Here is a 14,730-nt window from a genome sequence, read left to right on the forward strand (position 1 = left end):
GGGGGGAGAAGCAATGGATAAAACTGTTGCAGTGCAAAGGAACAGTCATCTTATACTTTACCGCTTTGTTTTTTCATGTACTAAGCGTACAAGTTCTATAGCTGTTGTGCGGGGTAAATCAGCTAACATGCCATGCCCTAAATTAAAAATAAAGCCCGGATCTTTGCCCATCACTTTTAAAATGTGCATAACACCCTCTAGCATGGCATCTTGGTTATAAAGTCGTGCGGGCTCTAAGTTTCCCTGCAAAACATAACGGTGTCCTAAAATTCTTTTAGCTAATTCTAAAGGGGTACTCCAATCACACCCAAAAACATCAAAATCGCCATTTAAATGCTCTAAGTAACCAGAAATACCCTTAGGGAATACAATAATGGGGGTGGTTTTGTGCATGGTTTTAAGGGTATGGGTGATTTTTTGGATATAAGACCAACCAAATTCTAAATAGGCCTTGCATTCTAAAGCATTTGCCCAAGAATCAAAGAGCATGATTACATCGGCTCCGGCTTTAATTTGCATGGAAAGATAGCCTATGATCTCTGTACTTAGCATGTCTAATAGCATATGCAAAAGTTTAGGGTCTGTATAGAGGAGTTTTTTACTTTTATGATAAGTCTTACTCCCTTGAGATTCAACCATGTAAGTTGCTAAAGTCCAAGGCGCACCACTAAAACCAATAAGAGCTTTGCTAGGCTCTAGTTTAGCGCGCACACTAGATAAAGTATCATAGACAAATTCTAATTTTTTATAGGCGGTGTGTAAAACTTGAATGTCTTCTAAGCTCTCTATACCTCGTAAAAATTTAGGTCCAAAACCGGGGACAAATTCTAAGGGCAAACCCATAGTATGGGGCAATACAAGAATATCGCTAAAAAGAATGGCCGCATCTACATCTAAAATTTCTACCGGCTGAAGCGTAATAGTACTTGCTAAATCAACATTGGCACACAGATCTAAAAAGTTCTTAGCTTGTTTTCTAATCTCTTGGTATTCACTCAGATAACGGCCGGCTTGGCGCATCATCCAAATAGGGGTGTAGGGGGTTTGTTTGCCTAAACAGGCATCAATAAAGACCATTAAGTTCCTTTAATTGAGGTTTAGTACTAGCGCGCATATACTCTACAATTTTTCCATGGAAGCGCGCATAAATAGCGACTAGATCAAGTTTATACCCATAAAGGGCTAGGGCTTGATCTAAATTATTTGTAATGCCTTGCATAAAAAACTTTTGTAACATGCCATAATCTTTAATTTCTAGCCCTAGTGATAATAAAAATTGATAAGTATAGCGATCCACTACCATAACCGGTTGCAAACACGCATAATTTAAAATGCTATCAGCACTTTCTGGGCCAATGCCTAATTGTTTTAAAAGCCACTCACGGTTAACCTGTTTTTGAAAGGTTTTAAAATCTTGAAAATCTCTTAAAATATTTTGGCTAAGCAAACACACATAACGCGCCTTTTGGCGATAAAACCCGCTAGGAATAATGTAAGGAATTAGTTTTTCTATAGAGATTGTGGCTAGATTATGTAGTGTAGTGTTAGAATCAGCGCTTAAAATTCCAGCTAACTTAAGATTTTCTAAAGATTTAAGTACTTGTTTAAAACGCGTATTCTGGGTTAAAATAGCCCCCAAAACCACTTCAAACTCACCAGCAGAGGGCCACCACAAAGCAGGCGCATTTTTGAGTAAATCTAAGTTTTTAAGCGCTCGTAGAATTTCTAAACTAGAGAGCATTAAATAAAGCGCACCAAAACCATGCCGCTAAAAGCATTGTTTTTATAAATTTCAATGCGATAAATCCTACCTTGCCTATCAATGGAAAATTTCTTCTCTAAATCCTTATAGGCAATACTCACCCCCACCTCATTAGGTAATTTTTTGCCATCATTAAGCGAAAAACCAATGACATTTACCCGGTAACCCTCTTTAGGCAAAACCTTAAAGGCTTCTTTAACCTCTAAAATGCTAGCCGGTGTGGCTGTTTTGATTTGCCCATCTACTTCTATTTGGATATTTCTAAGACTGTGATCAAAGTTTAAATATAGCGGGCTTAAGCGAGTCATGAGTTTATTACCATATTTGAGCCAAATTTGGTTTTTATGGGGCAAGAGGCCTAAAATGTAGCTTTGAGAATCTAGGCTATTTTTATCTATGGCAACATGTTTGGGGAAGGGAAAAAATTTAAGTTGGGGGCGCAAACCATAGAGGGGTAATAAAATATTTTGATTAAGAGTAAGGGTGAGGGTTTTATCATTAATAAGGCGGTATAAATCAGCGGGTTTGAGGGTAAAATCTTTGGTATAGGTAATTCCTAACTGTTGCATCAAACCCTCAATGGCTAAAAGGTGGTAATAAACCCGTTCATTAAGCGGTAATTCTTTACTAGCTTCATGGGCAAAGGCGGGTTTTTTATGCCGGATAGCAAAATAAGTTAAAGCCTTTTCCATCTCTTTATCCCCCCTAGCGGTGTGGGTGTTGCGGATATAGTGCCTATGGAGGGATTTGAGTAAAAACTGGTTAATGTGGTGCGTGGTGTTACGCGATATACGGCCTAAATGCCCAAATTTGACATGGGGGAGTTCTTCTTGATCAATGATAAAAGAGTTGCCCCAACGCTTAGGGTTAAGCAAAGCACTTTGATAAGAGGGGCGATAAAACCCACTGCCATCATGGAGGTGTAAGATCACATTAACCTCAGAATTCATAATCGCTGCTTTAATAGATTGGATTAAAGCATACTCTGGATCGTGGCGGCTAATATAGGCAAACTTGCGGTTTAAATCCCCATAAACACCGCGGTGGTTGCGCAGCATAGAATACCGGTTAAGCACAGGCACCACCCACACATTACCCGATAAAATTTTATAGTGCATTAAAAAAATATTAGTGGTGTTAAACCCACCCGGTTCATCACCTTGAATCCCACCCATTAAGAGTAAGGTAGGGGCTGAGTTATCCCCTTGTTTTTTAAACACATGGATACTAGCAGCCTTTAAAGAAGCGACACAGATAAGCAATAAAGAGAGAATAACTTTCATGGACCTTCTTCTACATCAAAATAGCCGCCATTATACCTAAAACTCAACTAACCGCGTTGTGTTTAAAAGGAATAAAAAATGCTTGTTTAGCGTATCTTGTAGCAAAGGAAGGAAGATGTTAAAACAAGACATGTTGCAGGCTTTTGAGAAACACTTAGGCGCGCTAGATCAAGAACTAGAAATGTTAGATACCCGGCAAAAATCTAGCAAGATTGAAAAATTTAGCCATGAAATTAAAAGCCTTAATGAAAGCATAGGGGCTTTACAAGTTTTACAGATTGCTTGTAATAAACTTCTTAAATTAGTTCCCCTATCAGACACACAAGAGGGGCGTATGCAAATGCAAGAAGTTATAGATAAAGCGCAGTTTTTAGGCCATGTACTCTTTGATACACCTCTAATAGTTACACTAGAGCAGACAAATTTAAGTATAGAGGTGAATAATCCTCTAAAGAGTGGTACAAATATAGAGGTTTATCTACAAGAAAAGCTAGAGGAAATTAGAGGGGCGTTGTTACAAATTCAAGGGAGTATTGATTCTAAACAAGTCTTTAGAAAAACCCCCACCCTTAATACACCTAATTTTAATAAAGATACTTTAGACTTCATGAAAACATCTTAACACCCTATGGAGGGGGCAATTTTAAGATTTACACAGCTAATTACAGACTCACTTAAACAAAGGTTAGTTTTTTAAAGGGCAATACGGGCGATCTGGCATTTAAAAACCCTGTAGCGATTAATATTAGGTTTTTTAATGTAAAATGGCGGTTTGCAAAAACAAAGTAGGAGCGATAATGGCAGAGATTAGTCGGAGAGATTTTTTGGGCATGGCGCTTTCAGGAGTTGCCGGCATAGGAGCACTTGCTGGATTAGTGGCGATGAAAAAAACTTGGGACCCTTTGCCTAGCGTGGTGTCTGCAGGCTTTACAACTGTAGATGTCTCTGGAATGCAGGAGGGGAGCTTTTCTGCTGTGGAGTGGCGGGGCAAACCGGTTTATATCATCAAGAAAAAATCAGGAATGAGCTTTAATGCCAAACGGGATTTTAAAATCAGTGGAGGCGTGTTTACTGTGGGGGTACAGATTTGTACGCATTTGGGTTGTATCCCTAATTTTGAATCCATTGAAAAGGGCTTTTTATGTCCCTGCCATGGGGGGAGATTTACTAGCGATGGAGTTAATATCGCCGGTACACCCCCGCCTAGTCCCTTTGAAATCCCCCCTTTTAAACTAGAGGGTAATAAGATCACCTTTGGGGAAGTGGGGCAGGAATATAAAACTATGGTTGCACACGCATAAGGAGAGGTTATGGCAGAGTTTAAAAAAGCAGAAGGTATAGGCGACTGGCTTGATCAAAGACTTGGGCTTAAAAAACTCACTAAAGTCTTGATGACAGAATATTGGATACCCAAAAACATTAACTTTTTATGGGCAATGGGGGTAATTTTACTTGTCCTTTTTACAACTTTGGTGATCTCAGGTATCTTTTTATTGATGTATTACAAGCCGGATGCCAAATTGGCTTATGACAGCGTGAATTTTACAATCATGCAAGAGGTGGCCTTTGGTTGGCTGTGGCGTCATATCCATGCCACAGCTGCTAGTATGATCTTTGTGATTATCTATATCCATATGTTTGTGGGTATTTATTATGGCTCATATAAAAAGGGCCGGGAGATGATCTGGATTTCAGGCATGCTTTTATTTGTGGTTTTTAGTGCAGAAGCCTTTAGTGGCTACATGTTGCCTTGGGGACAAATGAGTTACTGGGCAGCCTCTGTGATCACCGAGCTTTTTGGCAAAATCCCTGTAATAGGTCCGGATCTTTTAGTGTGGATTAGAGGGAATTATGTAGTAGCTGATGCAACTCTTACTCGCTTTTTTATGTTGCATGTTTTCTTATTGCCCGTAGTCATCATTATGATTATTTGCATGCATTTTTATTCTTTGCGTATTCCCCATGTCAATAACCAAGAGGGCGATGTACTAGACTTTGAAGAGGAGGAGAAAAAATATAAAGAGGGGCATAAAAAAGAATCTAAAGTTATCCCCTTTTGGCCTGTATTTTTATCCAAAGATATTTTTGTGATTTGTGCTTTCATGGTCTTTTTCTTTTATCTGGTGTGCTACCACTACGAGTTTGCCATGGACCCTATTAACTTTGAGCGCGCCAACAGCCTTAAAACCCCGCACCATATTTACCCTGAATGGTACTTTCTCTGGAGTTATGAAGTCTTGCGCGGTTTCTTCTTTAATGGAAACTTAGGTTTAGTAGCCTTTGGAATAGCCCAGATTGTCTTTTTCCTTTTGCCCTTTTTAGATAATAGCCCTGTGGTTAGACCTGCTCACAAACGAAAAGCTTTTCAGGTGTGGTTTTGGTTACTTGTAATAGACATGATTGTCTTAACAATTTTTGGCAAGCTCCCGCCTGTGGGCAATAACAAATATGTTGGGTTAGTGGCCTCTTTAACTTTCCTTGCTCTTCTTTTTATTGTTTTGCCATTAATTAGCCGGGCTGAAAAGAAAGGAGAGTAGATCATGAAAGAACTCAAGATTTTAGCACTCTTAATTGTTGTCATAGGCGCGCTTTACTACGGCGTAGAACCCTACGCCCATTCGGTAATGGAGCCAAAAACAGCCCCCGCAGATTTTGCCTTTAAAGATTTAAAACCCATTGATTTAAGCAAGGGCGATGCCAGTAAGGGCAAAAATTTAGTAGCACAAAACTGTACCGCCTGCCATGGCATTTCTAGCCAAAAAATCAAAGCGCCTATGGATGCAAAGACTGCCGGCTCAAGTTTTGGGGTGGTCCCTCCGGATCTCTCCGGTGTTGCTAGCGTGCTTAACCCGCAGTTTTTAGCCCACTTTATTAAAGACCCCACTAAAGCAGCCAAACTCACCCATAAATATAAAGACAATCACCCCTATCCCATGCCTGCCTTTGCCCAGTTTAGCGATCAAGATTTATCTGACATTGTGGCTTATTTAAAATCTATCGCGCCTAAAAAATTAACAGAAAAGGCTGTTTTTGAGCAAGCTTGTATGCGTTGTCATAGCATGCAATATGCCAAACTCAAAGCTACAACCGATCCTACTGATTTGCACCGCTATTTAGGAGCAGCCGTACCCGATCTTTCTATGATGATTAGAAGTCTTGGGCGTGAAAAATTAGAGGTGTTTATCAACGATCCACAAAAACTCTTACCCGGTACAGCTATGCCACGAGTGGGTTTAAGCAAAGACGCCCAAAAACAGGTGATTCACTATTTAGAAAGAACAGGGGATAGCAAAAAACACCAAAGAAATGCATTGGGGATTAAAATTATGATCTTCTTTGCCGCGATGGCCTTTATTTCTTTCTTGTGGAAACAAAAAGTGTGGAGCGAAGTCCACTAAAGACTTTTAAGCCATGCCTCTATATGGCTGGCAATTTCAGGGATTTTTAACACTTCTAAATGGCGGGGGGGTTTTTTAAAGAGAGTTTGCACAGAAGCGGGGGGTTTGATCCCTTTTTGTTCTAGGAGGTATAAGGCCTCTTGATCAAAGCATTTTTTACCCTCTAAAGCTAAATAAATGGTGCTTGGAAATTTACTCCAAGAAGCGGTAGAAACTAGAATGTGCGGGGTGTTTTCTTTAAGGGCACTAAAAGCTGTGGCTGTATGCGGATCAATTAGATAATCATGATCTTGATAAATTTTTGCAATATTTTCTAAACACGCTTTATCTGTACAACTATAGCTTTCAAAATGTTTTTGTAGGAGGCTAAGTTCATGTGCAGTGAGGCTATAAAATTGGTCTGCATCAAGAGCTTGCATGCACTCTTTTGTACGCTTTAAACCAAAGAGAGCATAAAGCAGGCGTTCTACATTTGAGCTTTTTAAAATATCCATCGCTGGGGCGTAGGTTTTTTGTAGACTTCTTTGGCGAATGTCATAGACTCCGGTTTTAATGAAGTCTTCTAAAACATTATTAGCATTAGACACCACAGCAATTTTAGACACAGGTAAACCCATTTCTTTAGCATAAAAGGCCCCTAGGGCGTTGCCAAAATTCCCGCTAGGTACAACAATTTTAATAGGCTCTGCATAATTTATTGCACCTAAGCGCACGAGCTCTAAATACCCCCACACATGGTAGACAATCTGAAAAAGCACCCGCCCAAAATTAATAGAATTAGCCACCCCCACACTAAAACCTAGCTTTTCTAAGCAATGTTTAAAATCTGGGCTATTAAGAAGGGTTTTAAGTAGACTCTGTGCCTTATCAAAATCTCCTTCTATCCCGTATACCTTAAGATTAGGCGCCTCTGCGGTTTGCATTTGTAAGGCCTGAATCAAGCTTGTACCTTTAAAAGGATATAAACAAATGACAAAGACATTTTCAAGCTGGGCTAAACTTTCTAAGGTCGCTGGGCCTGTATCCCCACTAGTGGCTACTAAAACCACTAATTTTTGTTGCGCGTCTTTAGCCCCCTCTGAGAGTAAAACCCCTAAGGGTTGTAAAGCCATGTCTTTAAAAGCTAGAGTGGGGCCATGGTAGAGTTCTTGAACAAAGAGAGGAAAAGAAAAACCTTTGAGTTGTTTTAAGGGGGCTTGGATAGAACAACGATTTAAGGCTTTTTCTAAACCACTGATTTTAACCCCCAAGTGCATACAAAGCGCTTTAGCTAGACTTTTATAATCTAGGTGTAAAAATTGTGAAAAATCTAGCTTAGGCCACTCTTTAAGCGTATAAAGACCTTGAGAAGGGCTACTTGGATGAAGTAATGCTTGTTCTAAAGAAAGGCTAGCTTGGCTTCTTGTATCGTGTAGTTGCATCATTTAGCCTTAAGCGAAATACTGTAGGGTTTGGGAGCGATGTAGACATGGCTAAAGTGATGCCAAAAATTAGCCTCATAAGCATCAGGGCTACGCTCTATACGGCAATGAAACCCGCGTACCATTTCCTCAAAGGGCAAATGATTAGCCACAACACAGGCTAAAATTTCGCGTCTTACCCGCAAGATAAGTACTCTATGCCCCTTTAATTCTTTAATAATGAGCCGTACCGGGATAATCTTAAACTCTTGGGTCTCAAAGTTAGCCTGCACAATAGGCGCTACCACTCGCTCAAAATCCTCGCTAGTGGGTACAAAGGTTACAATTTCTTTAGCCTTGTATTTAGCCGCCTGCAAGTGCGCGATAAGTTGTTTAGGATCGTAGGTGAATTGGCGGGTGTAAAAATCTACAAATTCTTGTGGTTTTTCTTTTCTTAAAGAGTGGATATCCTCGCGCCACTGGACTAAATCTGTGGTTTTAAATTCTAGCGTGATGGTTTCATCTGGGTTGATCCATTTGACGGGCTGATCGCTATGGCTACGGCTAAAAGTCTCACAGATTTGCTGGCCCTCTTTAAAAGGGTTTTTTGTATTTAGCTCTTTAATCATGCTATCGCGGGGGCTATCTTGAAAATAAGGTGTAGCTATGGGCATGACATAGGCAGGTTTACTTAAAGTTAGCAAAGTTTCTAATTTGTATTTAAAGCCCTCTAGGCGCTGGTTATGCAAGGTTTTTTGAGTGGCCTTCTCAGTTTGCATGCAAAAAGGAAAGCCTGAAGTTCCCCCGCTAAAGGATAAACAAAGCAAGGTTAAATCGCTGGGCAAATTAAAAGAATTAAGATAATTGCCATAGGCATCAAAAATCACATCATGCCCAGATAAACATAAATACAGCCCGCTATCTTCTAATCCATCACCTGTAGCAAATACGCTAAATTGGAAAAAAGCACTGAATTCATAAATTTCTTGGAATTCTAGGGGGTAGATATTGATAAAACCTAAACTTCTTAAAGATTTTTCTATGCTTTTAGAGGCAAAATTACCCACAATAAAGGGTTTGTCTTTAGGAAGAAGTGAGAGGGTCTGAGGGTGCAGACAACTAGAACGATTAGAAGAGATAAAGATAAAATCAGCCTCCATTAAAGCCCGTACAGCTTCCCTACAACTAGGTTTCTCTAAATAGCCACTCCCTAAAAAGCTAGGCCCAACTAGCCACGGATCGGTAATGAGTTTAGCGCCCCCTGCTTCTATTAAAAGACAGGCGTGGTTAAAGTAGCGGATTTTAAAATCGCCCTTAAAACTAGATTGGTAAGGGTTTCTCATATCAATAGAGGTTTGCACGCGCAAAGCCCGCCCCTCTATTTGGAAGTACAAAGGTTTTTTAGCCACGCCATTTAAATAGGTAAGGCTTTCAATGTGCAAAGCCCAGTTACAATAAGGGCAGGTGGATAAACTTTGTTTGTGCTGGAGCTTGCCCCCGCAGTGATTACAGATTTGATCAATGATCCACTCTACTTCAGGTTTTTCGCCTAACTGCACATTCTTTTTCATATTCACAATAAACTGCCCGATATCATTAATCCCTGCTAAAAGCCCTCTAGCTGGCACAATCTGGGTGTTTTCAGAGATTTCAAACAACCCAACACGGCGCATTTTAATAGAAGCTGACTCATTCTTTTTTGTAGGCGGGATAGCCATGCATCACTCCTATGCTAAATTTTTATAAGTCTGCTGGATCCAAGTTGCCACCCTTTGTGCACTCCCGTGCTCTAAATAGGCGCGGATCTTTTGTGACTCTTTAAAAAAGTAATTCCTATCCATATTGTAATAAATTCTTAGCAAATTTTCCGGATTTACATCTTCTTGTACAAATTCGGCATGTAGCATGGTTTTTCCACGCCCCGGACTCTCATTACAAATCGCATTATAAAAGATGTTAGCAAGCCCGATACAGGTGAGTTTAACTAAACTCTTAGCGATGAAAAAATCAAAGGGTCTAGCTTTATAACCCAGTACAAAGGGCGTACCAATAAGAGCGGCCTCTAGGGTGGCTGTACCGCTACAAATAAAGGCAAAAGAGGCATCATAGAGGCTTTGATGCGCATTATAAGAAATTTCAAAGAGTTTAAGATCGGGGCCATAAAGAGCCTCTAAATTTTGATCTTTTAAACTAGAGGGCACGATGAGTATGCGCTTTTGATTAATTTGCTTGGCTACTTGTACAAAAACAGGAAAAAGGCGCGTGATCTCTTGTTTGCGACTCCCGGGCATAAAAACCACCCCCTGACCCTCTAAAGAAGTTTTAACTTGTGTGATCTCATCTAAAAGAGGGTGTCCGACAAATCTTGCCTTCTCTTTGTAATAAGAAGTCTCAAAGGGTAAAATAGCTGCGAGATGATCACAATATTTTTCAATGATAGGCGCGCGGTAGGCTTTCCACGCCCATACCTGTGGCAAAATATAGTAAAAAATAGGCTTATTGGGGTATTGCTTTTTTATGCGCTTAGCTAGAGGGATATTAAAAGAAGAAGAATCCATGAGTAAAATCAGATCGGCTTCTTTAGCAAGTTTAACCATAGATTTAAGGGCTTTATAAAAGAATAAAAGCCGATTAAAGACCTCTTTAAAACCCATAATAGAAAAGTCTTTAGGGGATAAAAATGGCTTATCCTCAGGCAAAAGCACGTCATAAACCCCTAGCCATTCCACCTTTTCTTTAAGATATGATCTTAAAACTTTCAAATGGACATTAGCGCTCACCTCTAAGGCACTAACTAAAACCCTCATTTAGACTCTTCACTCTCCTTTGTTTCTGGTTTTTCTTGATCCTTAGACTCTAAAAGATTTTGGGTTTTTAAATCTCTAAGTTCAATTTTAAGGGTGCTATTTTCTAAGTCTAATCCAAAGATTCGATCTTTAAGCATATGATTTTCCCGTAAGAGTACGCGGTATTGGCGATAAATTTGATCGCTAAAAAAACGCTTAGCCGGGCGGGCTTTAGCAATGGAGTGATCTTTTAAATAAATCTCTACAAACTCTACCGGCTGGGGCAAAGGTTCTTGTTCTAAATCTGGAATTTCTGGTTTGTTTTTTTGTAGATGTGATAAATCGCGCTGGATTTGATAGGAGAGCAATTCTTGTTTGATTTGCTTAATCTCTTCTTCTTTCTCTTCCTTATAAACCTGCAAATCTTTTAATTTTTCTTTAATCTGTGTTACCTGTGCGCGTAAATCGCGCAACACCCCGCGGGCTTGTTTAATCTCATCTTCATAAGCCTGTAATTCTTCATGGAATTTTTGCCGCTCCTCTTCAAAGAGTTGTACCACCTCCCAGTGTTCTTTCATTTTAGACGCTTTTTTGATAAATTCCTGAAAAATCGCATCGATCACACCATCTCCAAAGACAAAAGTTGCATTTCAGTACCCTTACTGATTTGTACATTCTGCGAGCCACAACGGATACATTGCCCATATTCTAAAGTAGCCGGGATAAACACAAAAGAACAATTTAAACAAGTTAATTCTACCTTTTCCTCCACAATGTCTAAAACCGCGTCTTTACAAATATCTAATTCTTCTTTAAAAGTCTCAAAGGCGCTCATGAAAAGCTGTTTATCCATTGCGCTGCGTTCCCCAATGCTCACCACCACCCTTTCTATTTTGGTGGCGTTATGTTTGCGCGCATGCGCTTCGCACAAATCCATTAGAGAGGAAACGACGGAATATTCATGCACTTAAAAAATCCCCTATTGTTTGAGATTAAGCAAAGTATTTAAAATCTGATCGGAGGTGGTAACTGCCTTAGAGTTAGCCTGAAAGCCTCTTTGCACCACAATTAAATTTGTCAAACTGCGGCTTAAATCCACATTAGAAGATTCTAACTTAGAGCCAGAAACCCCGCCCCTGCGCCCCGTATTAGCCGCTCCGATAAGGGCTTTACCTGAGTTACTCGTCTCAGAAAACACACTCCCCCCGTCAGCTTGTAAACCCGCATCGTTGGCAAAATTAGCCAAAGCCACTTGTGCTAAAGAGAGAGTTTTACCATTGCTAAAAGAGCCAAGCAACACCCCATCATTATCAAAGCGCACATCCATTAAATCCCCCGCTTGGTAGCCATTTTGCTCAATGGCATAAGTCTCAGAGATTTTATCTACACTAGTGATTCCATCAAAGCCTCCGGCCGTACCAAAACTTAGCGTGATACGCTGGGGCGAATCTGAACCATTATGGGGCGCAAATTGTAATACGGGAGGATTCATACCGGCTAAACTGCCATCTTTATTAAAGTGTAAAATCCCCTCTTCAAATATATTAGGGCGATCAGGAGAACTACCTACAATTTCTCCGGGTTCAGGTACAATAGCTCTAAAACGCCACTCAGCCCCCCCTGTTTTATAAAATTCTAAACGCATGCTATGTTTAGTGCCTAAACTATCTACTAAATCAACACTACTTGCATGGGTGGCATGGGTTAATCTGGAGGTAGAGGTAGAAACTCCCCCTTCAATTAAGGCAGCCGTATTAAGCGCACCCATAGTTTTACCAAAGAGGACATTTTTAGTTACTTTATCAGAGGCGTAGTTGGTTACAAAGATACTCAAATTATCTTTATTAGGATTTCCATCATCTTTATTAGCAATTTCAAACATGCCATGGTTATTGATTTTTACCGATACAGAGGCAGCTGAGTCCTTATAACTCTTGGCTAAACTAGGGTTTTTTACGATATTGGCATCATGTTGCATGAGTGCGCGTAAATCCTCTGTAGTTTTAAATTGCCCGGTAGTAGAGTCTGCATCAATTCCTTTTGTGTAGCGGTATCTAAAAGCGGTGATACTTTGATCGCCCTTAGCAAAATTAGCAAAAGCCCCCGTACCTGCATGGGTTACTACGATGTTTTTAACATGTTCATCGCCCTCTAAACTGTTCTTATTTTCTAAGCGCAACTGGCCATCATCAATATAAGCTTCAACCCCAGTTTTATTTTTCACAGCATTAATGGCATTTTTAGCAGCGGCTAAAGAAGTGATGTGGGTTGTGGCTGAGTCATTACTAAAGGAAATTTTAGTCCCATTGAGTTCTAAGGTGTTGCTATTCTTAGAGGATAAAATGGCTTTTTTCATGCTCGCATTTTTATAACTCACCCAAATCCCCTGATCTTCATTGAGTAAAAACGCATCGCCATCTTCATTAAACAAAGACCCCATATCCTCTGCCATTTGGGTAAGATTGGTGGCTGAATCGTATTGGGGTTTGATTCCATCTGCAGGGGTTTTAGTAGAAGAATCAAGCATAAAAACATTGCCTACTTGATCGGCATGGCGTCCTGCATTTAAATTAGCGCGCATCGTGATTTTACTACTCGATCGCGCTGGCATTACCATACCCGGATCAATGCGGATATTTTGTAAAGGCTTGGTATTATCAATTTTAAGCATATCGGTTTCACTATCCTTAGAGCCCATATCTTTAGGATCGCGTACCCAGCCTTGCACCACATACCCCCCTGTAGTTACTAAGCTCCCATTTGCATCAAAGAGAAATTCCCCGCTACGGGTAAAGTTGCGTGTTACGCCTCGATCCGGGCTAATAACAAAAAATCCATCGCCTTCAATGGCTAAATCTGTTTTGACATCGGTATTTTGTAAATTCCCCTGAGAAAAGATTTTAGTGGTGGCATCTACGCCCACACCCAAACCCACAGAAAAGTCATTTTGCCCAGCTAGGCCGTTTTTATAGGGGGCGGTGGCGATGAGTTTAACTTGAGATAACATGTCCACAAAAGAAGCTCTGGAGTATTTAAAGCCGGTGGTGTTGACATTGGCGATATTGTTGCTTTCAATATCTAGGGCGATTTGGTGTGCCTGCATTCCGTTAACACCAGACCATAAAGAGCGGAGCATAGCAATCCTTTAAGTGAATTACTCTATCTAAGCAAAACTTATTCCGTAAGACTTGTAAATATTTTTTTAAGAAGTAGCATAAAATCCCTAGCTTGGATTAAGGTAGCTTCTACAAAGGAAAAAATGCTAAAAAGGCTTATTTTAACTTGGCACATGCATGGGAATGGACAGGGTGTAGCAAAAGATTGGCTAAAAAAAGCTACCCCTTCAGCCGCTTTAAAAAATTTAACCCACTCTGCGATCAAGGAGAGTTTTGTGCAATTAGACCTATTTTGGGTTAAAAAGATAGAAGCCTTAAAGTAAAGACTAGGTTTTTACCCCTCTTAACCCTCTTTTAGCCCCCTACCCCTAAAATCTTTTTTAGCTTGCTTGTGTAAACTTATTTTTATCTGTTAGAGGGTTAGGATACTCATTTAGCGCTTGCTCTATTAACCAATCAAATTCTAGCAACAAGTTTATCATCTGCTCGAGTTCTGTATCTATGTCTTTTATAACATACCCGCTATTTTGTTCTCTTGCCATAACCACCCTTTCGTTTAAATTTCTCTCACTACAAAACCACCACTGTATAAAAGAGTAAATAGAATTTAAACAAAATAGAGTTTAAATAAAACTTAAGCTAACCACAAATAACCCCCAACCTTTAAACCCTCTTAGCCCTTATCTAAAATCTTTTTTAACTTGCTTGTGGGTGTTGTTCTGTATCCTCCCCCAAGATGAAGTATTTAATAAGGGGAGCACTTGAAACAACCCGAAGACATGACACAAGAGGAGCTAGCAAATCTAATTAGATCTAAGCCAGTTGATCTCTCAAATTTAGAATCTGATCACATTCCCCGTTTAACAAAAAATTCGTTTATCCATCATAAAGGCAAACACGCTGGGGAGTGGAGAGACCAAGCAGAGGAGCGCAAGGTTAGACAATATGTATTAAAGCATATGGGCAACTTTGACATCACTAAAAG

Annotated in this window: 16 protein-coding genes; 6 read left to right on the top strand and 10 right to left on the bottom strand. The window is 40.0% G+C overall.

Features of this window, described 5'->3' with window-relative positions; translation table 11 throughout:
- Positions 1–57: 57 nt before the first annotated feature.
- Genes hemE through G6Q00_RS07605 form a run of 3 tightly spaced genes read right to left on the bottom strand, consistent with a single transcriptional unit; the run spans position 58 to position 3,045 of the window.
- Positions 58–1,077, bottom strand: coding sequence for a uroporphyrinogen decarboxylase (gene hemE, locus G6Q00_RS07595; protein WP_163498580.1), 1,020 nt, complete (start codon positions 1,075–1,077; stop codon positions 58–60).
- Complete coding sequence (locus tag G6Q00_RS07600; RefSeq protein ID WP_163498579.1) at positions 1,064–1,741, bottom strand: 3-methyladenine DNA glycosylase; 678 nt, start codon at positions 1,739–1,741, stop codon at positions 1,064–1,066. The genes hemE and G6Q00_RS07600 overlap by 14 nt, the downstream gene beginning before the upstream one ends.
- Positions 1,741–3,045: a M99 family carboxypeptidase catalytic domain-containing protein gene (locus G6Q00_RS07605; protein ID WP_163498578.1), complete on the bottom strand. Its 1,305-nt coding sequence runs from the start codon at positions 3,043–3,045 to the stop codon at positions 1,741–1,743. Before G6Q00_RS07605 ends, G6Q00_RS07600 begins: the two co-directional genes overlap by 1 nt.
- Positions 3,046–3,160: 115 nt before the next feature.
- Between G6Q00_RS07605 and G6Q00_RS07610 the strand changes: the two genes are divergently transcribed.
- From G6Q00_RS07610 to G6Q00_RS07625, 4 genes are all read left to right on the top strand, one after another.
- Positions 3,161–3,667: a flagellar FLiS export co-chaperone gene (locus G6Q00_RS07610; RefSeq protein ID WP_163532664.1), complete on the top strand. Its 507-nt coding sequence runs from the start codon at positions 3,161–3,163 to the stop codon at positions 3,665–3,667.
- Between the two features lie 175 nt (positions 3,668–3,842).
- Positions 3,843–4,346: a ubiquinol-cytochrome c reductase iron-sulfur subunit gene (petA, locus tag G6Q00_RS07615; RefSeq protein ID WP_163498576.1), complete on the top strand. Its 504-nt coding sequence runs from the start codon at positions 3,843–3,845 to the stop codon at positions 4,344–4,346.
- A gap of 9 nt (positions 4,347–4,355) precedes the next feature.
- Complete coding sequence (locus G6Q00_RS07620; protein ID WP_163532665.1) at positions 4,356–5,582, top strand: cytochrome b; 1,227 nt, start codon at positions 4,356–4,358, stop codon at positions 5,580–5,582.
- A gap of 3 nt (positions 5,583–5,585) precedes the next feature.
- Complete coding sequence (locus G6Q00_RS07625) at positions 5,586–6,443, top strand: c-type cytochrome (RefSeq protein ID WP_163532666.1); 858 nt, start codon at positions 5,586–5,588, stop codon at positions 6,441–6,443.
- On the opposite strand, the gene thrC is transcribed toward G6Q00_RS07625, so the two are convergent.
- Genes thrC through flgE form a run of 6 tightly spaced genes read right to left on the bottom strand, consistent with a single transcriptional unit; the run spans position 6,440 to position 13,765 of the window.
- Positions 6,440–7,864: a threonine synthase gene (thrC, locus tag G6Q00_RS07630; RefSeq protein ID WP_163532667.1), complete on the bottom strand. Its 1,425-nt coding sequence runs from the start codon at positions 7,862–7,864 to the stop codon at positions 6,440–6,442. The two genes, G6Q00_RS07625 and thrC, sit on opposite strands and share 4 nt — an antisense overlap.
- Positions 7,864–9,561, bottom strand: coding sequence for an MBL fold metallo-hydrolase (locus G6Q00_RS07635; protein ID WP_163532668.1), 1,698 nt, complete (start codon positions 9,559–9,561; stop codon positions 7,864–7,866). The genes thrC and G6Q00_RS07635 overlap by 1 nt, the downstream gene beginning before the upstream one ends.
- A gap of 9 nt (positions 9,562–9,570) precedes the next feature.
- Positions 9,571–10,650 (bottom strand): lipid-A-disaccharide synthase, encoded by a 1,080-nt coding sequence (gene lpxB / locus G6Q00_RS07640; RefSeq protein ID WP_163532669.1) that lies wholly within the window; start codon positions 10,648–10,650, stop codon positions 9,571–9,573.
- Positions 10,647–11,252 (bottom strand): nickel-binding protein Mua, encoded by a 606-nt coding sequence (mua, locus tag G6Q00_RS07645; protein WP_240331056.1) that lies wholly within the window; start codon positions 11,250–11,252, stop codon positions 10,647–10,649. The genes lpxB and mua overlap by 4 nt, the downstream gene beginning before the upstream one ends.
- On the bottom strand, positions 11,249–11,596 hold the full coding sequence (hypA, locus tag G6Q00_RS07650; RefSeq protein WP_163532670.1) for a hydrogenase/urease nickel incorporation protein HypA: 348 nt from the start codon (positions 11,594–11,596) through the stop codon (positions 11,249–11,251). Before hypA ends, mua begins: the two co-directional genes overlap by 4 nt.
- Before the next feature lie 12 nt (positions 11,597–11,608).
- Positions 11,609–13,765 (bottom strand): flagellar hook protein FlgE, encoded by a 2,157-nt coding sequence (flgE, locus tag G6Q00_RS07655; RefSeq protein ID WP_163532671.1) that lies wholly within the window; start codon positions 13,763–13,765, stop codon positions 11,609–11,611.
- Between the two features lie 123 nt (positions 13,766–13,888).
- Between flgE and G6Q00_RS07660 the strand changes: the two genes are divergently transcribed.
- Positions 13,889–14,068 carry a hypothetical protein gene (locus G6Q00_RS07660; protein WP_163532672.1) on the top strand — a complete coding sequence of 60 codons (180 nt, stop codon included), beginning with the start codon at positions 13,889–13,891 and terminating at the stop codon, positions 14,066–14,068.
- 57 nt (positions 14,069–14,125) lie between these two features.
- Here G6Q00_RS07660 and G6Q00_RS07665 read toward each other — a convergent pair whose 3' ends face one another.
- On the bottom strand, positions 14,126–14,287 hold the full coding sequence (locus tag G6Q00_RS07665; protein ID WP_163532673.1) for a hypothetical protein: 162 nt from the start codon (positions 14,285–14,287) through the stop codon (positions 14,126–14,128).
- A 219-nt stretch (positions 14,288–14,506) separates the two neighbouring features.
- Here G6Q00_RS07665 and G6Q00_RS07670 point away from each other — a divergent pair.
- Positions 14,507–14,730 (top strand): hypothetical protein (locus G6Q00_RS07670; protein WP_163532030.1); only part of this gene is annotated, 224 nt, incomplete at its 3' end.

This window comes from Helicobacter suis (assembly GCF_902196125.1).
Lineage (GTDB): Bacteria > Campylobacterota > Campylobacteria > Campylobacterales > Helicobacteraceae > Helicobacter > Helicobacter suis_B.